The organism is Streptomyces sp. NBRC 109706 (genome assembly GCF_000974485.1).
Taxonomy (GTDB): domain Bacteria; phylum Actinomycetota; class Actinomycetes; order Streptomycetales; family Streptomycetaceae; genus Streptomyces.
Window position 1 is genome coordinate 984,881 of record NZ_BBOM01000005.1, and the last position, 17,148, is coordinate 1,002,028.

At 69.5% G+C, this 17,148-nt stretch carries 21 protein-coding genes; 19 read left to right on the plus strand and 2 right to left on the minus strand.

Going from position 1 to position 17,148, the window contains the following annotated elements:
- Positions 1-36: 36 nt before the first annotated feature.
- Both AOM46_RS09255 and AOM46_RS09260 read left to right on the plus strand, forming a co-directional pair.
- Positions 37-714, plus strand: coding sequence for a hypothetical protein (locus AOM46_RS09255; RefSeq protein WP_062207942.1), 678 nt, complete (start codon positions 37-39; stop codon positions 712-714).
- A 590-nt stretch (positions 715-1,304) separates the two neighbouring features.
- Positions 1,305-1,508 carry a helix-turn-helix domain-containing protein gene (locus tag AOM46_RS09260; protein WP_062207945.1) on the plus strand — a complete coding sequence of 68 codons (204 nt, stop codon included), beginning with the start codon at positions 1,305-1,307 and terminating at the stop codon, positions 1,506-1,508.
- 95 nt (positions 1,509-1,603) lie between these two features.
- Here AOM46_RS09260 and AOM46_RS09265 read toward each other — a convergent pair whose 3' ends face one another.
- Complete coding sequence (locus AOM46_RS09265) at positions 1,604-2,158, minus strand: hypothetical protein (RefSeq protein WP_158920323.1); 555 nt, start codon at positions 2,156-2,158, stop codon at positions 1,604-1,606.
- A gap of 250 nt (positions 2,159-2,408) precedes the next feature.
- Here AOM46_RS09265 and AOM46_RS09270 point away from each other — a divergent pair, with 250 nt between their 5' ends.
- The 17 genes from AOM46_RS09270 to AOM46_RS33890 all read left to right on the plus strand — a co-directional run bounded on the left by AOM46_RS09270 (position 2,409) and on the right by AOM46_RS33890 (position 16,655).
- Positions 2,409-3,026, plus strand: coding sequence for a hypothetical protein (locus AOM46_RS09270; RefSeq protein ID WP_062207952.1), 618 nt, complete (start codon positions 2,409-2,411; stop codon positions 3,024-3,026).
- Between the two features lie 113 nt (positions 3,027-3,139).
- The gene (locus AOM46_RS09275; RefSeq protein ID WP_062207954.1) at positions 3,140-3,409 is read left to right on the plus strand and encodes an HNH endonuclease; all 270 of its coding nucleotides are present in this window, start codon (positions 3,140-3,142) and stop codon (positions 3,407-3,409) included.
- Positions 3,410-3,629: 220 nt separating this feature from the next.
- On the plus strand, positions 3,630-4,109 hold the full coding sequence (locus AOM46_RS09285) for a hypothetical protein (protein ID WP_067226013.1): 480 nt from the start codon (positions 3,630-3,632) through the stop codon (positions 4,107-4,109).
- Between the two features lie 369 nt (positions 4,110-4,478).
- On the plus strand, positions 4,479-4,745 hold the full coding sequence (locus tag AOM46_RS09290; RefSeq protein WP_234313689.1) for a hypothetical protein: 267 nt from the start codon (positions 4,479-4,481) through the stop codon (positions 4,743-4,745).
- Positions 4,693-6,213 carry a terminase gene (locus AOM46_RS09295; RefSeq protein ID WP_062207960.1) on the plus strand — a complete coding sequence of 507 codons (1,521 nt, stop codon included), beginning with the start codon at positions 4,693-4,695 and terminating at the stop codon, positions 6,211-6,213. The genes AOM46_RS09290 and AOM46_RS09295 overlap by 53 nt, the downstream gene beginning before the upstream one ends.
- A 144-nt stretch (positions 6,214-6,357) precedes the next feature.
- The gene (locus tag AOM46_RS09300; protein WP_062207964.1) at positions 6,358-7,737 is read left to right on the plus strand and encodes a phage portal protein; all 1,380 of its coding nucleotides are present in this window, start codon (positions 6,358-6,360) and stop codon (positions 7,735-7,737) included.
- Positions 7,737-8,462, plus strand: coding sequence for an HK97 family phage prohead protease (locus AOM46_RS09305; RefSeq protein ID WP_062207966.1), 726 nt, complete (start codon positions 7,737-7,739; stop codon positions 8,460-8,462). The genes AOM46_RS09300 and AOM46_RS09305 overlap by 1 nt, the downstream gene beginning before the upstream one ends.
- Positions 8,463-8,481: 19 nt before the next feature.
- On the plus strand, positions 8,482-9,732 hold the full coding sequence (locus tag AOM46_RS09310) for a phage major capsid protein (RefSeq protein WP_062207969.1): 1,251 nt from the start codon (positions 8,482-8,484) through the stop codon (positions 9,730-9,732).
- Between the two features lie 73 nt (positions 9,733-9,805).
- Entirely contained in the window at positions 9,806-10,075 is a 270-nt protein-coding gene (locus AOM46_RS09315) for a hypothetical protein (protein ID WP_062207971.1), read from the plus strand.
- A complete protein-coding gene (locus AOM46_RS09320) occupies positions 10,075-10,299 on the plus strand; it encodes a hypothetical protein (RefSeq protein WP_062207974.1) in 225 nt (74 codons plus the stop codon). Before AOM46_RS09315 ends, AOM46_RS09320 begins: the two co-directional genes overlap by 1 nt.
- A 15-nt stretch (positions 10,300-10,314) precedes the next feature.
- Positions 10,315-11,139 (plus strand): hypothetical protein, encoded by an 825-nt coding sequence (locus tag AOM46_RS09325; RefSeq protein WP_062207976.1) that lies wholly within the window; start codon positions 10,315-10,317, stop codon positions 11,137-11,139.
- Positions 11,139-11,615, plus strand: coding sequence for a hypothetical protein (locus AOM46_RS09330; protein WP_062207979.1), 477 nt, complete (start codon positions 11,139-11,141; stop codon positions 11,613-11,615). Before AOM46_RS09325 ends, AOM46_RS09330 begins: the two co-directional genes overlap by 1 nt.
- A gap of 25 nt (positions 11,616-11,640) precedes the next feature.
- Positions 11,641-11,862, plus strand: a complete 222-nt coding sequence (locus AOM46_RS09335) for a hypothetical protein (RefSeq protein ID WP_062207982.1) — start codon at positions 11,641-11,643, stop codon at positions 11,860-11,862.
- A gap of 2 nt (positions 11,863-11,864) precedes the next feature.
- Positions 11,865-12,851, plus strand: coding sequence for a phage tail tube protein (locus AOM46_RS09340; RefSeq protein ID WP_062207985.1), 987 nt, complete (start codon positions 11,865-11,867; stop codon positions 12,849-12,851).
- Positions 12,852-12,879: 28 nt separating this feature from the next.
- Positions 12,880-13,386, plus strand: a complete 507-nt coding sequence (locus tag AOM46_RS09345; RefSeq protein ID WP_234313690.1) for a hypothetical protein — start codon at positions 12,880-12,882, stop codon at positions 13,384-13,386.
- 20 nt (positions 13,387-13,406) lie between these two features.
- Positions 13,407-13,829 (plus strand): hypothetical protein, encoded by a 423-nt coding sequence (locus tag AOM46_RS09350; RefSeq protein WP_062207988.1) that lies wholly within the window; start codon positions 13,407-13,409, stop codon positions 13,827-13,829.
- A gap of 171 nt (positions 13,830-14,000) precedes the next feature.
- A complete protein-coding gene (locus AOM46_RS33890; protein ID WP_062207991.1) occupies positions 14,001-16,655 on the plus strand; it encodes a hypothetical protein in 2,655 nt (884 codons plus the stop codon).
- Here the strand turns inward: AOM46_RS33890 and AOM46_RS33895 are convergent.
- On the minus strand, positions 16,652-17,104 hold the full coding sequence (locus tag AOM46_RS33895; RefSeq protein WP_158920325.1) for a hypothetical protein: 453 nt from the start codon (positions 17,102-17,104) through the stop codon (positions 16,652-16,654). The genes AOM46_RS33890 and AOM46_RS33895 overlap by 4 nt on opposite strands.
- Positions 17,105-17,148 lie beyond the last annotated feature (44 nt).

The window sequence follows — 17,148 nt, forward strand, 5'->3', positions numbered from 1 at the left end:
CGCCCCGATCCGCAACCACCCGAGGAGGACTGACCGATGGCCCAGTGCGGACTCTGTGAACGCGACCTGGCCGGCGACCGCGCCGAGCACCACCTGTGCGCCGGCTGCACCCGCGCCACCGCCGAACGCCTCGCCCGGCTCCCCGCGCTCCACACCGTGCTGGGCGCCTTCCTCGCCCCCGCACCGCGCCCCGCCGGTGCGGGCAGCACACGGCCGGCCGAGGCCCCGCTGCCGGTCGACGAGACCGTGCTCAACCTCCGGGGCCCCGGAGGCATCGTCGGCGTCCTGGAAGACTGGCGCGCGGCCCTGCACGCCGACCTGGAGTGGGAGCCGCCCCGCATCACCGGCACCATCACCGACCGCGTCACCGCCGCCGCCAACGGCCTGGCCGTCAACCTCCCCTGGATCGCGAGCAGCTGGCCGACCGCCGGCGACTTCGCCCGCGAGATCCGCGACCTGGAGCACGCGGCCATCAGCATCGTGGACCCCACACCCCGCCAGCGGCGCCTCGGCCACTGCCTCACCCCCACCGCCGACGGCACCCCGTGCGGCGCCGTCGTCCACGTCACCCAGGGCGCCACCACCGCCCGCTGCCCCTGGTGCGGAACCCACTGGCCCCCCGCCACCTGGGGCACCCTCGCCGCCCACCACAACCCCGAAGAAGCCCACGCGGGGCACGCGCCGGCGGAACAAAGCGTCACGCTCGGTCGTTGACCGAGCGGTCGCCGTGACGAACGCCTCGAAGGGAACCCAAAGTTGAGTGACTTCTCCACCCGAGCAGCCGCGATCTTCGGCACCAGCGGGAGTCGAGTCAACTGGCCGTCAGCCTTGTTCACGGAGATCGAATCCGACGTCATCTCCGCGCAGAACCTAGTCGTCGAGTGGGCCGAGCGCCATGGGCTCCGTCATGCCAGCTCCGAACGGGGCTGTTGCCCACATTGGCTTCAACACGAGGATGACGGGTGTGTTGACCTCGAAGGATGTCAATTCCACTGCCTGCGACACGTGAGGGATGATCCGTGGAGGTTCGCGCGGCACAAGTGGCTTAGGGCCGGCAGGCCAGCCGTGCTGACCAGCGAGGTCGAAGCGCCCTACAGTGGAGCCATCCCCACTCTCAACGCTGGCCAGCGATCTCTCTTGGACAGCTGGCTTGCCAGAGACCCGCGTCTTCGAATTACCACCGGCACGGGCTGGAACCAGCGCGGAACGTTGCAGATCATCACGTGGCGCGCCGATCGGATCGCCAAAGTCACCACAGCCTCTGCCTGTTGATCTGCCGCGCCCCACAGAAAGACGCTGGCCTCATGGAGCCCCTGTTCGTCCCGCCCGGGTACCTCACCGCCCACCAGGTCGCCGCCCAGCTCGGCATCGGACTCCCCGCCGTCCGCCAGCTGGTGCGGCGCGGCCACCTCCACCACGCCGGCGGCAGCCCCCGCCAGCCCTACTACGCCTGGCCCGACGTCCAGCAGCTCATCCGGGCCCGCGCCCGAGTACCCGAGGCAGCTTGACCAGCAGCAACACGTCGTGTAACCATCTTTCCGGAGACGTATGCCCGAAGGGCCTCGCCGGTGCGCCGGCCAATGCCTGCGGCAGGTTCGGAGACTCATACGGAGCGGGTGAGCTGCCCCTCTGCTTCCGCTGCCCAGGTATCGACCGCGTCGGCGAGTTGCTGCACCGCGCGCCTTGCGTTTATGGCCATGGCTTCACCTTGATCAGTCAGTACATTCATTCGCATAGCACGAGCATCGTTGACGATCGCCGCCGCCATCTCCCTGATGTTCTCTGCGGTCTCCACGAGTGCAGGTGGACCAACCAGGCGCATTTGCGAACGGGTTCGGGTTAGGTCGTCAACGCAAGCCTGCATGTGGTCGCTGGCTGCCACAAGGTCCTCGTGAAGCGCGCGATCGCCGAGACTCAACTGGGCGAGGAACTTGTTGATCGCTAAGGTCATCTCCTCGGCCGCAGAGAGATGGTTGAGGTAGATCTCCTGGCGCCGGAGCCTTTCGGTCTCGCGCCGTTGGCCATCGAGTTGGAGCAACACTGCGTCAACCGTGGCCTTTGCCTGGTAACGGCCAGTTCGGTAGCCGACCACTGCCCCAATCACTGCGCCCACCGCGCCTATGCCGGCCCCTATGAGGGCCGCTATCTCTGGACTCACTCACCCGATGCTGCCAGCGGGTTCCGCATGCCGACGTGCTCTTGGCCAAACAGAGACCACCCTGGGCGGGTGGAGCGGGAGATGGTCAGCGCCGCCCTCAACGTGCAACTCGACGGCTGGTACGGCGACTCGAACGGCAGCGTCCCGGGCATCAAACCGTAACGCCGCTACCTCTCCCCTCTCGCGCCGTCAGCATCACAGGCTGGTCACACCCCCAACACCCGCTCCCCGTATACGGAATGCTCGGCACATGACCCGCATCCGCATACCCCTCCTCGCCATCATCACCGCAGCCGCACTCGCCCTCACCGCCTGTTCCGATGACGACGCCGAGCCGACCCGAGCTGGCGACCGGACAGCGCCACCCTCCGGGGAGGCAGTCACAGAGGACCCAGCCACAGAAGAGGAACCCGCCCCCGTAGACGAGCCCCAAACCGCCCCGGGTATGCCTGATGACCTCGCGTGGGGCGACACCCACAACTGGAACGACGGTGTCAGCCTCACCATCGCGGGCGTCACCCAGGTGCCGGACGCCGACCTCGGAGAGTTCGACCGCGAGTTCATGACGGACGGCCACACGCCACTCGCTGTCCAGGTCGCCATCACCAACGACGGTGAAGCGCCCCTCGACCTGATGGAGTTCTCCTTCCTCGTCAACGGCGCCACCACGGGCGGCGAAGCCGAATCCCTCTTCCTAGAGGGTGACGTCTTCCTCGAAGGGCGTCTCGCCCCCGGACAGACGCGGGACTACACCGACCACGTCTCCTTCGACATCGGCGAGTACGGCAGCGACATCACAGTTGAAGCGATGCGCTTCTACGACGGCATGGACTTCGACCACCCCATCTGGGTAGGCACCATCCAGTAACTGACGCCGGCCGGGCATCGCCCCACCCTGGCCGGCCAATACGACTCCCCGCCGCGCTCGCTTCGGTCCCCTCCGGCGGCGCGGCGGGGCCCAAATCGCGAAGGGGGTGGGTGATGAACAACCCCCGTAACGGCAGGCCCTACAGGCGGCTGTGTGCCGCCCAACGCGCCCTGGGGCTGCCCTGCTGGCTCTGTGGCTGGGAGATCGACTACCAGGCCGATGCGCGCGCCCGGGAGTCGTTCACGCTCGATCACGCGGTGCCACTCTCGCGGGGCGGCCCGCTGCTGGACCCCGCCAACGCCCGCTCCGCGCACCGGGCGTGCAACAGCTCGAAGGGCAACCGCAGTTCGTTGAAGACCGTGCGGACGTCGCGTCGGTGGTGAGACGATAGCGGCATGGCGAAGTGCGACCTAGAGCAGCAGGTCAGACAGCTATCTCAGCTGGTGTCATCCCTGGTGGAGCGTCACGTGGAGTTCGTTGGCACTGTGACCCCACATCTCCCGCCCGCCGCCGCTGACGAGGCCGCCGAGCACGCCAGGCACCTCGCCGTCGACACCTTGGCGCGGCTGACGGAGATCACCGTCTGAGGACGAACGGGGTGCCGTGGTGCTGTACGTCGTCACCGGCCCACCCACCGCCGGCAAGTCCGCGTGGATCACGGGCCGGGCTCGGCCCCGAGACATCGTCATCGACCTCGACCGCATCGCGCTGGCCCTCGCCGGCCCCGGAGCAGACGACCACGACCACGACCCGCACCTGCTGCGCGTCGCCCACAAGGCCAGGTTCGCCGCCATCAAAGAGGCCACCCGCATTTCAACGGGGGAAGGCCAGTCGAACCCCCCCGAGCAGCGACCCGACGTCTACCTGATCCACACCCAGCCCAGCGTCAAACAGCGGGCCCGCTACCACAGACAGGGCGCCCGCATCATCGTGGTGGACCCCGGCCGCGACATCACCATGGCGAGGGTGCGGCAGCTGCGCCAGCCCAGCATGGAACGGGTAGCCGCCCGCTGGTACGAACAGCACACCCACACACCACGCGGTGCGACCGTCGTCAACTCACGCGGTTCACGGAACTGGTAGGGCGCCACGCAACGTGACATGGGACCGCCGTTTTCAGAGACGGCCCCACCCGGCAGCGCCCACGCGCCCCGGCCCGGGTGGTGCACCGCACCATCACGCACAGCCATTCAGACCGCGATGCGACGACCCACATAGCGCAGCGTGAACCAACCCTTGAGCGATTCACTTAGCGTCAACACAGCTGTGACTGTGCGCTATGGGAGGGGGGTGGGTTGCTCCACGTGGAAACGCCGACGTGGGCGACCCAACCGCCCTTCTCGCCCGGTTTTTTGCGCGGGCTCTGTGAAAGATCACCGGCGACAGAAGGTGATGAAAAACAGGTAACGCAGCGTCACCCCAACCCTGGTGACGCTGAGTGAGGGGGCGGCGGTGAGTGAAGCGTGGCACCGCACGAACGACGAGATCACCGCGCTGGGTGTGGCAGATTCCGCCCCGGGTCTGGTCGCGGTGGCGCTGTCGCTGGCCGAGCAGCTGGATCGGTGCGAGGCGCCGACGTCGGCGGCCGTGGTCGCCCGCGAACTGCGGGCCACGCTGCTGGAGTTGCGGAAGCTGGCGCCACCGGCTGAGGAGGGGGACGCGCTCGATGAACTCGCCAAGCGTCGCGCCGAGCGCCGCGCCAGCGGAACCGACGGCTGAGCGGCTGCTCGGTCACCAGCGGCCCCGGATCGAGACGGTTCCGGGCACGGGGTTGTCCTCGGCGGGCCAAGAGGCGGTCGAGCTGGCGTCCATGGCCGGGCTGGAGCTGGACCCGTGGCAACGCTATGTGCTGGATCAGGGCATGGCCGAACGCGCGGATGGGGACTGGGCCGCCTTCGAGGTGTGTGTCAACCTCCCGCGCCAGAACGGCAAGGGCGCGGTGATCGAAGCGAGGGAGTTGGCGGGGCTGTTCCTGCTGGCCGAGCCGTTGCAGGTCCACACCGCGCACGAGTTCAAGACGGCGAAGGTCGGCTTCAAGCGGATCGAGTCGTTGATTACTAACTGTGACTCGTTGCGGAAGCGGGTCAAGGCCGTGCGGTACACCACCGGTGAGGAGCAGATTGAACTGCTGGCCGGGCCGGTGCTGCGGTTCCTGGCCCGCTCCGGCGGTTCAGGCCGGGGCTTCACCGGGAACACGATCTTCTTCGACGAGGCGATGATCCTCGGTGAGGATGCGATGGGCGCGCTGTTGCCGACCATGGCGGCGGTGCCCAACCCGCAGGCGTGGTACTTGGGTTCGGCTGGGATCGGCGCCTTGTCGGGGCAGCTGGCCCGCCTGAGGGCCCGCGCCCTCAAGGCCCTGGCCGAGGGGCGACCGGACCCGAGCTTGGCGTACTTTGAGTGGTCGATCGATCCGCACGCGGACGAGTGCCCGGAAGGGTGCGCGGAGCATGACGACATCGAGAGCTTGGAGTCGGCGGCGCGGGCGAACCCTGCGTTGGGCATCCGGCTGACGCCGGAGCACGTGCAGCGTGAGCTGCTGTCGATGGGGCCTCGGGTGTACTCCCGGGAGCGCTTGGGTGTGGGTGAATACCCGTCCGAGGGTGACGCCACTTGGGCGGTTATCGCCGAGGAGGCGTGGCGGGCCTTGGCCGATGGCGAGAGCCGGCCAGCCGACCCGGTGCGGTTCGCGATCGATACCACCCCGGAACGCAGCTTCTCGGCGATCGCCGTTGCTGGCACGTCGGGTGAGCAGTTGCACGTGGAGATCACTGACCACCGGCCCGGTACGGACTGGGTGGTGGCGCGTGCTGTTGAGCTGCAAGAGCGGTGGAACCCGGCGTGCTGGGTGGTGGACGAGGTCGGGCCGGCCGGCTCACTGATTCCGGCGCTTCGGGCGGCGGGTATCGAGCCGGTCTGCCCGAAGTCCCGCGAGGTGGCCCAGGCGACGGGGCAGTTCATCGACGACGTGAAGGCCGGCCGGCTGGTGCATCTGGATCAGCCGATGTTGGCCGCCGCGCTGGCGGGCGCTCAGTTGCGGACGCTTGGTGACGCGAGCGCGTGGGCCCGGCGCGGGCTGAGCGTGGACATCTCCCCGCTGGTGACGGTGACGCTGGCGGCGTGGGCGTTGCGCACGTGGGAGCCCGAGCCCGAGCCGGATGTCGAACCGATGGTGGCGTGGGGGTGATCCGGTGCGCTGGGTGTTGACCGCTGTGGCGGCGGGGCTGTACGGGCTGGGCTGGGTGGCCGGCGTGGTGGTGACCGGGGTCGGGTGGACGGCGGCGGCCGTGCGCGTCGGGTGGGCTGAGGCCCGCCGGAAGGGGCGGTAGCCGTGGGCTTGTTGGAGAAGATCCGCGCGGCCCGGGGCGGGAAGAGCTTCGAGCCCGCCGCACCGTTTTGGGATCTGGACGCGTTCCGGCACTCCCTGACGGGCGGGCTGATGTCTGACCGGGAGCAGATCGCGCATAGCTTCGAGGGCTATGTGGAGGCGGGCTACAAGCGCAACGGCCCGGTGTTCGCGTGCATCCTCGCACGTCAAAGCGTTTTCAGTGAGGCGCGGTTCCAGTTTCAGCAGATGCGGTCGGGCCGGCCGGCCGAGCTGTTCGGCACCCCCGACCTGAGCTTGTTGGAAACCCCGTGGCCGGGCAGCACTACGGGCGAGTTGCTGGTGCGGATGGAGCAGGACGCGTCGCTGGCGGGCAACAGCTACTGGACGACGGCGGATGACGCCGGCCGGTTCGGTCGGTCTGCGACGGGCCCCGGCCGGCGGTTGGCGCGGCTGCGGCCGGACTGGGTGTCCCTGATCACCGGCTCGCACTCCGGCAACCCCTACGCGTTGGATGCGCGGGTGGTGGGCTACCTGTACTCGCCGCGCTCCACCCTGGCCACCGGCGGGGTCGGCACGGGCGACGGCGAAGTGCTGTTGCTGCCCGGCGAGGTGGCGCACTACGCGCCGATCCCCGACCCGGCCGCCCGCTTCAGGGGCATGTCGTGGTTGACGCCGGTGTTGCGGGAGATCAGCGCGGACGGCGCGGCGACCGCCCACCGGGATTCGTTCTTCCGCAACGGCGCCCGCCCCAGCATGGTGGTGAAGTTCGATCGGGAGACCAACGCCGAGCGCTTCGACCAGTTCGTCAGCCGTTTCAAGGCGTCGCACCAGGGCGTTGAGAACGCCTTCGGCACCCTGTTCCTCGGCGGCGGGGCGGACGTCGTACCGCTGACGCACGACATGAGGCAGTTGGAGTTCACCCAGACCCAGGGCAAGGGCGAGGCCCGGATTGCCTCGGCGGCCGGCGTCCCACCGAGCTGGGTCGGGTTCTCCGAGGGCATGCAGGGCAGCGCCCTGAACGCCGGCAACTTCACCGCCGCGCGGCGGCGGTTCGCGGACGGAACGATCCGCACGCTGTGGCGGCAGGCTGCCGGGGCGCTGGCCGTGCTGGTGAACGTCCCTGCCGGGGCGCGGTTGTGGTTCGACGCGCGGGACATCGCGTTCCTGCGGGAGGACCGCAAGGACGCCGCCGAGATCGCCGGCCGCCAAGCGTCGATGATCCGCACGCTGACCGATGCCGGGTACACCCCAGCGAGCGTGACGGCTGCGGTGATGGCCGAGGACTGGACGCTGTTGCAGCACACGGGGTTGTTCTCCGTGCAGTTGCAGCCACCGGGCACCAGTCAGCCCGCTCCGGCACCGAACCCTGAGGAGGGCGAGTGATGGACACCAAGACCCTCCGAGGGGTCGAGATCAAGAACGAGGATCGCGGGGAGGTGACCGCGGTGTTCGCCACGCTCGGCGTGACAGACCACGACGGCGACGTGACCCGGGAGGGTGCGTTCACCGACGGGGCGAAGGTCGCGATCTCCGCCTACGGCCACGCCTCGTGGGGCGCCGCGCTACCGGCCGGCAAGGGGGTGATCCATGTCCGCGGGGACGAGGCGGTGTTGGATGGCCAGTTCTTCCTGGCGACCGCGCACGGGCGGGACACGTTCGAGACCGTGAAGGCCCTGGCCGAGGACGGCCTTGGAGAGTGGTCTTACGGCTTCGACATCGACGAGTACGCGTTCGGTGAGCACGACGGCCGGCATGTGCGGTTCCTGGACCGCGTGACGGTGCACGAGGTGTCGCCGGTACTGCTGGGTGCCGGGGTCAACACCCGCACCCTGGCGGCCAAGAGCCGCAACCAGACGTTCGCCGAGGAGGGCGACGCGGTCCTGGCCGCAGTCACCGCCTACGGCGAAAGAGCCGCTGACGTCTTGGCGATGCGGCTGAGCAAGGGCAAGGCGCTGGGCGGGGACTCCCGCGCGCTGCTGGCCAAGGTTCGCGCCGAGCTGGCGCGGCTGGATGGCCTGTTGGACCAGGCCGAGCCCGAGACATCAGACGAGGCGGCCCTGGCCGACGTGCAGCGGGAATGGCTGCGCGCGGTGGCCCGGGGCCTGTGAGCCAAGGAGAAAAGGCGACATGACGACGTTCCCTGCGCTGGATGAGGCGCGCGGCAAGCTGGACGACCGGCGCAAGAAGCTCAAGGCGATCTTCGATGAGGCCGGTCCCGAGATGGACATGGCCAAGGTCAAGAGCGTGGACGGTGACACGGCCGCGAAGGTCGGCGCGATCCGGACGCTCAACGAGGAGATCGACGCCATCGCGATCGAGGTCGAGGGCTACGAGGGTGTGCTGAAGGCCGCCCGCGCCGCCCAGTCCACCGACGACCCTGAGGGCAAGGGGAGGGAGACGGGCGACGGCGCCCGCCCGGCCGCCTCCGGCCGCAAGGAGGCCCGCCGCGGGCTGGGTGAGCTGTTCACCGACTCGGTTGCATACAAGGGCCGCACGGGATCCGGTAACGGCCCGGTGGCCCATCTCGACATCGAGCTGAAGGAGCTGTTCGAGACGGGTGCCGGCTGGGCGCCGGAGACCACGCGCACCGGCCGAGTGGTGGAGTATGCGACCCGCCCGATCCAGGTGATCGACCTGATCCCCTCGGGCGCCACCGGCCAGTCGGCGGTGGTGTACATGGAGGAGACCACCTACGACAACGCCGCGGCCGAGACCGCCGAGGGCGGGACCTACCCTGAGGCCGAGCTGGCGCTGTCCGAGCGCTCCAGCCCGGTACGGAAGATCGCCGTGTGGCTGCCCGTCACCGACGAGCAGCTGGAGGACGAACCCCAGGCCCGCGGCTACGTGGAGCGCCGGTTGCCGTTCATGGTGCGCCAGCGTCTCGACTCGCAGATCCTCGTCGGCAACGGCACCGCCCCCAACCTGCGTGGGTTCCTGAACATCGTGGGCATCCAAACGCAGGCCAAGGCCACCGACCCGATCCCCGACGCCGTCTACAAGGCCATGACCAAGGTGCGCGTCACCGGCCGTGCCACGCCCGGCGCGGTGGTGATGCACCCGAACAACTGGCAGTCGGTGCGGCTGCTGCGTACCTCCGACGGGGTCTACATCTGGGGATCCCCCAGCGAGCCGGGTCCGGAGCGGATCTGGGGTCTGCCGGTCGCCCAGGCGGACGGCATCACCGAGAACACCGCGCTGGTCGGCGATTTCGCCGGCTACTCCGAGTTGACGACCCGGCGCGGCATCGACGTCCAGGTCTCCAACAGCCACGGCACGTTCTTCGTGGAGGGCAAGCAGGCTGTGCGCGCGGACATGCGGGCGGCGCTGGTGGTTTACCGGCCGACCGCGTTCTGCACCGTCACGGGCCTGGGCGCCTGACCAACCACCCCCGAAAGCCGAGGCAACCAGCCGTGGTTGCCTCGGCCTCACCATGCAGGAAGGGAGCACCCCCGTGGGGATCATCGAGGGGTCGATGCCGCGCGACGCGATCCGGCAGGCGGTGGTGGCCGGCGACGATGCCGGGGAGATCACCGTGTCCGGCATCAAGGGCCGGGATCGGCTGGTGTCGGTTCTCCAGGCCACTGAAGGCGATGAGGCCCTGACCGGTATCACCGACTTGTCCGCCGAGTTCACCGTCGCGGACGCCGACACGATCGACAACACCGACGGCACGGACACCAGCGGCAGCACGCTGATCGTGACCTGGCTGGCGGTGGGGTGATGCGCGCCGACCAGCGCTGGTGGCGCACCGCTGCCGGCAGCCTGGTGGCGGACGGGCACCCCGAGGGCGCGAGCCTGGCCTACGCCCCAGGGGATGAGATTGCCCCGGCCGACCACGACAAGCTGCGCATCCCCGAGCCCGAGCCGGCGGTCGAGGGGCCGCCCGCGCCGAAGCGCCGGGCGCCGGCGGCGAACAAGCGCCGCACCGCGACCAGCGACAAGTAAAGGGGGTGATGGGCCGTGCCGATCATCCTGAGGGCGCCGGTGCGCCTGGCGGCGGAGTGCCGCACCCTGGCGGGCGAGCTGGCCAACGCCAGCAGCGTGGCCCTGACGGTCACCCTGCCCGACGGCACCACGGTCTCCCCGACCGTGACCAACCCGCCGGCTGAGACCGGCCTGTACACCCACGACTACGTCACCGGGCAGGCCGGCCGGCACGCGGTGTACTGGACGTTCACCGGCCCGCCGGGTGCCGTCGCCGACACGTTCGACGTCCGCCCGGCGGACCCGCCGGCGATCCTGTCGCTGGCGGATGCCCGAGCACACCTAAACATCACCTCGGCGCGGCATGACGAGGAGCTGCGCGGGTGGATCGAGACGACCACCCAGTGCGTTGAGCACTTCGTGGGCGCCGTGGTGCGCCGCACCGTGACCGAGCTGCACACCGACGTCCCCCCGGCCGGTGCGCGCGCCATCGCGCTGCGGGGCGGGCCGGTCATCGAACTGACAGGCGCGGAACGGCTGGACGGCACCGCGGTGGACACCTCGGGCTGGGACGTGGACGAGCACGACCTGGTGCGGCGGAGAGACGGCGGCAGGATCACCGGCCCCGTCCGCTTCGTGTACCTCGCGGGGCGACCGGTGATGCCGGCGAACATCGCCTCGGCGGCGCGGGTGATCCTGCAACACCTGTGGCGCACCCAGCACCCCGCCTCCAGCGGCCGGCCCCAACTCGGGGCGGATGACTACGCGGTGACCGAGCCGATCGCCGGCATCGGCTACGCCATCCCCAACCGGGCGCTGCACCTGCTGGAGCGGCACCGGAACGCGCCGGGGGTGGCCTGATGGCGACCTCGGCCGTACCGGACGCGCTCGGCGCACTGGTGGAGATCCTGCGCGCCGCACCGGGCCTATCCGGTGTGGTGGTGCACGACGGCTACCCGGGCGCCGACCTGGAGGATCCTGACGTGCTGGTGGTCGGCTGGTCTCCCGAGAACGACACAGCGGTCGAGATGCGGCAGGACTTCAACGCCGCCGGCGCCCGCACCCGGGATGAGGACTTCGACGTGCTGTGCTGGCTCCAGTCCTGGAGCGGAGACGGCGACGCCGGCGCGCTGGGCGAACGGCGGGCCCGCGCCTTCGGGCTGCTGGCCGAGGTGGAGAACGCGCTACGCGCCACCAACGAGGCGCCGATGGCGCCGACGTTGAACGGCACGGTGCTGTGGGCGCACCTGACGGCCGGGCAGGTGCAGCAGACCCGCGGCTCGGACGGCGCCACCGTCAGCGTCGCGTTCCGCGTCTCGTGCCGAGCCCGCATCTGACCTTCGAGGAAGAGGAGAACCCGCTGTGGCCGAGGTGCGTTTCATCGGCTCCACCGCGCACATCGTGCCGTGGCTGGGCCGCACCGTCCAACCCGACGAAGTCGTGACCGTGCCCGACGACCAGTTCGACGCCTACGTGTGTCAGCCCGCTCTGTGGCAGCCGGTCGCCGAGCCCGCCCCGGACGCCGAGCCGGCGCCGTTGATGAAGCCCGCGCCACGTCGGCGCGGCGGAAAGAGTGGTGACTGATCATGGCTATCGGGTCCGGGCTCGGCGCCCAGGTCGGGATCGCCGCCGAGTCCTCCTACGGCGTCTACACCGCGCCGACCAGGTTTGTGGAGTTCACTTCGGAGGGACTGAAGTTCCAGAAGACCACCGCCCAATCCAGCGGGATCGCGGCCGGCCGGCTGGTTGACCGCAGCTCTCGCCGTGTGGTGACCACGGTGGGCGCCGCCGGCGAGCTGGCGATGGAGGTGTTCACCCGTGGGATGGGCGTGCTGTTCCAGGCGCTCATGGGGTCCACGGTCGCCCCGGAGCAGCAGGAGGAGACCGACGCCTATCTGCAAGAGCACCTGCTGGCCGACACGTTCGGCAAGAGCCTGACGGTCCAGAAGGGCGTGCCGCTGACCACCGGAGTGGTGTCGGACTTCTCCGTGCTCGGCTGCAAAATCATCTCGGCCGAGTTCTCGTGCGAGGTCGGCGGGATGCTCACCGTGTCGTTCGAGCTGGACGGCAAGACGGTGGACGAGACACAGACCCTCGCCGCCCCCAGCTATCCGCCCATGGCGCCGTTCCACTTCGGGCAGATGACCCTGCGCACCGGCGTGCACGGTGCGGAGGTGGCCCGCTCCGGCATCCGCAAGGTGTCGGTGAAGTTCGAGCGCCCGCAGGCGACGGAGCGCTACTACGCCAACGCGGGCGGGCTGAAGGCCGAACCGATCAGCAACGACAAGGTCAAGATCACCGGATCGTTGGAGACCGACTACACCGAAACGACGTTGGCCGACCTGTTCGTGTCCGACGCGGCCACGTCGATGGTGTGGGAGTTCGCCGGCGCCGAGATCGACGAGGACTACCCGGAGCTGTTCCGCATCACGCTGCCGGCGATCCACCTGGACGAGTCCACCCCCGTGGTGGATGGCCCCGACGTCGTCAAGCCGAACTTCAGCTTCACCGGGCTGGACGACGGGGTGAACCCGATCCGGCTGGACTACCAGTCCACCGATACCACTCTCTGAGCCCGCCGTGGCCATCAGGGATGTGCGAGTGCTGGGCACCGGTCAACTCCTAGAACTGGACCGGAAGTTGCGGGCGGCGGGCGGGGCGCGACTGGAACAGTCCTTGCACCGCAGGGTGCGCCGCGCGGCCGAGCCCGTACACCGCGAGCTACAGCGGGCGATCCGCACCAACCCGATCCGTGGGCAGGGCGGTGGCCGCACCCGGCGCGGTGGCGGGCGGAACGGGCGCGCGCACCGCGTGGCGGGCCTTAGGGAGTCCATCGCCCGCGCGATCCGAATCGAAGTCCGCAACCGGGCCGGCCGTCCCGGCGCCCGGCTGTGGATCGACCGGGGCCGCCTCCCGATCGATCAACGCTCCCTGCCCGACCGGATCGAAGACGGCAGGTGGAGGCACCCGGTGTTCGGCAACCGCAAGCGCTGGTCCACCCAGCATTCCCGCCCGTGGTGGGGGCCGACGATCCGCCGAATGGAACCGCACATGCGCCGCGAGATCGCGCGCGTGTTGGACGACACAGAACGCCGCATCCGCGGCTGACCAACGATAGAGGGGACAGCATGATCCTGATCTACGAGCCGGCCGACCAGCCGGCCGAGCGCTACGACCTGGACGACCTTGGCGCGATCGAGGCCGAGGCCATCGAGCGCGTCACCGGCAAGACCTGGGCCGAAGTGGAACAGGCGCTCCAGCAGCAGTCGCCCACGGCGCTGCGCGCCTGCCTGTGGGTCTGGCACAAGCGCAAGACCCCTTCCTTGCGGTTCTCCGACTTCGACGTGCCGGGCTGGCGCAAGCGGCTGAAGGCGCGGATGAGCACCGGCGAGGTGGCCGAGACCGTGGCGGCCGTGCAGCGGGAGTACCCCGAGGACACCCCGGACTTCGCCCAGGCGCTGCGCGAGCTGCGCTTCCTGGCCGAAGACCCCGCCGACGTCCAGGCAGCCCTGGACGGCCAAGGCCCAAAAGAGGCCCTGCCGGCGGCATAGGTGAACAGCGGGAGCGCTACCGCTGGCTGCTGGCGCACCTGCTGCACATTCGCCCCTGGGAGATCGCCCGGCTGACCAGGGGCGAGTTCGCCTCGGCCATCGCCTGGATCGATCGGGAGCTGGCCAACCACAACAACTGAACAGCAGATACGGGGGTGCGCGGTGGCGTCCATGGTGTTCACCCTCGTCGGCAACGACCGCCTTTCCCGTGTCCTGCGGGGCGCGGGGCAGGCCGCCGTCGGACTGCACCGCCGCCTGGACTCGATGGGCATGGGCGCCTCGGCGCTGACGAAGGTGGCCGGCGCCGGTGTGCGGGCCACCGCCACCATCGGGAAGATCGGCGCCGCGGCCGGGTCGGCCATCGGCCCGGTTTCGGGTCTGGCCGCGACGCTGGTGCAGATCGCCCCAGCCGCCGGTCTCGCCGCGACCGCCACGCTGATGGTGGCCACTGCCGGCGGCGCGCTGGCCATCGGCATGTCCGGCGTCGGGGACGCCATCACCAACGCGTTCGCCACTGGCGAGGGCAGCGCGGAAGCCTACGCCGAAGCCCTCGCGCAACTCACCCCGTCCGCCCGCCGGTTCGTCGGCGAGCTGCGCGGCATGAAGCCCGCCTTGGATGCGCTGAAGGAAAGCGTCCAAGAGAAGCTGTTCACCGGCATGGACGTGGCGCTGCGCACCGCCGCCGACACCACACTGCCCATCTTCCACAACGCTCTGACCAACAGCGCCGGGGCCCTGTCCCTGATGGGCCGCAACGTCCTCAACACCGCCACCGGCCTGGGCAAGTCCGGCGCGCTGGGTACCGCCCTGTCCCACGCCAACGAGGGTCTGTACAACCTCTCCGGGCTGCCGGCCACGATCGTGCAAGGGCTGGTGCAGATCGGCGCCGCCGCTGGCCCCAGCTTCGCGCGGCTGACCGCCGCTGGCGGCGATGCCCTCGCGCGGTTGCGGGATCGCATGACGGCGGCGTTCGAGTCCGGCGCGATGCAGTCCGCGATCGAAGGCGCGATCGACCTGATCCGTGAACTCGGGGTGGTCGGCGGCAACATCGGCCAGATCATCGGCAACATCTTCGGGGCCGCCGCCGTCGACGGCGGCGGCTTCGTGATCGCGCTCCAGCACATCACCGGCGCGCTGGCCGAGGTCACCGCCTCCCCCGCAGTCCAAGGCGGCTTGGCCGCCATGGCGTCGGTCATGACGCAACTCGGGGTCTCGGCCGCGCCGCTGCTGATCTCCGCGGTCGAAACTATCGGGTCGGTGTTCACCGTCCTGGGCCCGCCGGTTGAGCGCCTGATCGTCGCCCTCGGGGATGCGCTGGCCCCGGTCCTGGACCAGGTCGGCGGACTGCTGGTGTCCGGCGCTGGCGCTCTGGGCGGGCTGCTGGACGCCGTCTCCCCCCTTCTGCCGGGCGTCGGCCTGCTGGTGTCGTCCCTGGGTGCCGCGCTCGGCCCGGTGCTGACCGCGCTCGGCCCCCTGCTGGGGGCCCTGGCCGGATCGCTGGGGCAGATCTTCGCCGCGCTGGCGCCGGTGCTGCCCTCAGTCGGGCAGCTCGTCGCTTCGCTCGGCAGCGCGCTGACCCCGATCGTCGCCGCGCTCGGCCCCGTCCTGGCATCGGTGGCCGGCGTCATCGGTGTGCTGGCCCAGGCCCTCACACCGCTGCTGCCGATCCTCGGGGAACTGATCGCCTCCCTGGGGCCGATCCTCACCCCGATCATCACTGCCGTGGGCACCGTCCTTGGCCAGCTCGCCCCACTCATCACGCAGTTGGCGACCGTGATAGGCAGCGCCCTCCAACCCGTACTGGCCGTACTCCCGGGAGTGCTGGACCCGATCCTGGCAGCGTTCACCGAGCTGACCGGCGTGCTCGTGCCGATCCTCTCCGAACTGCTGACCGCGCTCACCCCCAGCATCCATTCCCTGGGCGTGACACTGGCCGATCTGCTGGTCGCCCTCTCCCCGGTCATCGAGGCCGGGATCATGTTCCTGACCCAGGTGCTGGAGCGCTCCCACCCGATCCTGACCCGCATCATCGGCCTGATCAGCGCCCTGGCAACCGAGTTCTCCGATCACCTGGCGCGCGTCGTGAACAACGTCGTGATGCCCGCCTGCCAGATGATCGTCAGCCTCCTCAAGGGCGATTTCTCTGGCGCCTGGGACGCCGCCAAGCAGGTCGTCAGCGGGTTCGTCTCCACCGCCGTCGCGATGTTCAAGGGCCTTCCAGGCAAAGCATGGTCCGCGCTGGCCAGTCTCGGAAGCAAAGTCGCGGATCGGATGGTCTCAGCCGGAGACCGGATGGTCTCAGCCGCCAAAACCAAGATGGCCACCGTGGTGTGGGAAATACGAGCGCTGCCCGGCAAAGCCCGCTCCGCCCTGAGCAACATCGGAACCACCCTCGTGAACATCGGAAAGAACCTGGTGCGAGGGCTTTGGAGCGGTATCCAGTCCATGGGCTCGTGGATCAAGGACAGAATCAGCAGTTGGGCGTCCAGCGTCATCCCCGGCCCCATCAAGAGCGTGCTGGGCATTTTCAGCCCCTCGCGGGTGATGCGCGATCAGGTCGGACGGATGATCCCCGCTGGCATCATCGCCGGTATCACCGACGGCGCACCTGCGGTTGACCGCGTGATGCGGGACCTGGTCGAAGTGCCCGACGCCGCCATGCCCGCTGCGGTCGGCATGCGACGCGGCGGGGCCGGCGGTGGCACCACGGTGAACATCAACGTGACGGGGGCGCTGGACCCCACGGCCGTGGCCCAGCAGATCCAACGCATCCTCCTGGGCCTCAAGCGCAACCAGGGCGTCAACGTGACGCTGGGAACCGCTTAGGACTCCTTCTCGTCACGCCGTAGCAGTTTGAGTGCGGTAGGTCGGGACATCACATGGCGGACGAGAAGGGCGACTTTGTTTGCGGAGAGATCGTCGAACCTACGTGCATCTTGCATGGCTTCAGCGAGAGTATCGGTCGCCATGTCTGCCGCAAGGTCGGCGATTTGTTTAGCCTCAATGGCTCGCTCCAATTCCTTGACGCTCTCCGCAACTGGCCCGGGGTCGGTGACCACCGCATACGCACCGGGCGGGTCCTCGCCCCAGACCTCCACGACAGCGGGGTGCCCCGCGTAGCGCTCTTCGGCCTTAGTGAGCCACCCATTCAGTACGTGGCGGCCAAAAGAATGCGCTGAGGCCGTCCAGGTTTCCGATCCACTCTGAACGGGCTTTTCCCAGCCGGTCTCGGCGTTTGCGATCGTCGGGACACGAATTTCGTATCGGTAATCCATAACAGCCCTTCTTGCGGTCAAGGTGTTGACCACTCTATCGGTGA

What these genes read in the sequence shown, in the direction of transcription:
- AOM46_RS09255 (WP_062207942.1), top strand. Translation starts at nt 37, where the DNA reads ATGGCCCAGTGCGGACTCTGTGAACGCGACCTGGCCGGCGACCGCGCC.
- AOM46_RS09260 (WP_062207945.1), top strand. Translation starts at nt 1,305, where the DNA reads ATGGAGCCCCTGTTCGTCCCGCCCGGGTACCTCACCGCCCACCAGGTC.
- AOM46_RS09270 (WP_062207952.1), top strand. Translation starts at nt 2,409, where the DNA reads ATGACCCGCATCCGCATACCCCTCCTCGCCATCATCACCGCAGCCGCA.
- AOM46_RS09275 (WP_062207954.1), top strand. Translation starts at nt 3,140, where the DNA reads ATGAACAACCCCCGTAACGGCAGGCCCTACAGGCGGCTGTGTGCCGCC.
- AOM46_RS09295 (WP_062207960.1), top strand. Translation starts at nt 4,693, where the DNA reads ATGAACTCGCCAAGCGTCGCGCCGAGCGCCGCGCCAGCGGAACCGACG.
- AOM46_RS09305 (WP_062207966.1), top strand. Translation starts at nt 7,737, where the DNA reads ATGGACACCAAGACCCTCCGAGGGGTCGAGATCAAGAACGAGGATCGC.
- AOM46_RS09310 (WP_062207969.1), top strand. Translation starts at nt 8,482, where the DNA reads ATGACGACGTTCCCTGCGCTGGATGAGGCGCGCGGCAAGCTGGACGAC.
- AOM46_RS09320 (WP_062207974.1), top strand. Translation starts at nt 10,075, where the DNA reads ATGCGCGCCGACCAGCGCTGGTGGCGCACCGCTGCCGGCAGCCTGGTG.
- AOM46_RS09330 (WP_062207979.1), top strand. Translation starts at nt 11,139, where the DNA reads ATGGCGACCTCGGCCGTACCGGACGCGCTCGGCGCACTGGTGGAGATC.
- AOM46_RS09340 (WP_062207985.1), top strand. Translation starts at nt 11,865, where the DNA reads ATGGCTATCGGGTCCGGGCTCGGCGCCCAGGTCGGGATCGCCGCCGAG.
- AOM46_RS09350 (WP_062207988.1), top strand. Translation starts at nt 13,407, where the DNA reads ATGATCCTGATCTACGAGCCGGCCGACCAGCCGGCCGAGCGCTACGAC.
- AOM46_RS33890 (WP_062207991.1), top strand. Translation starts at nt 14,001, where the DNA reads ATGGTGTTCACCCTCGTCGGCAACGACCGCCTTTCCCGTGTCCTGCGG.
- AOM46_RS33895 (WP_158920325.1), bottom strand. Translation starts at nt 17,104, where the DNA reads ATGGATTACCGATACGAAATTCGTGTCCCGACGATCGCAAACGCCGAG.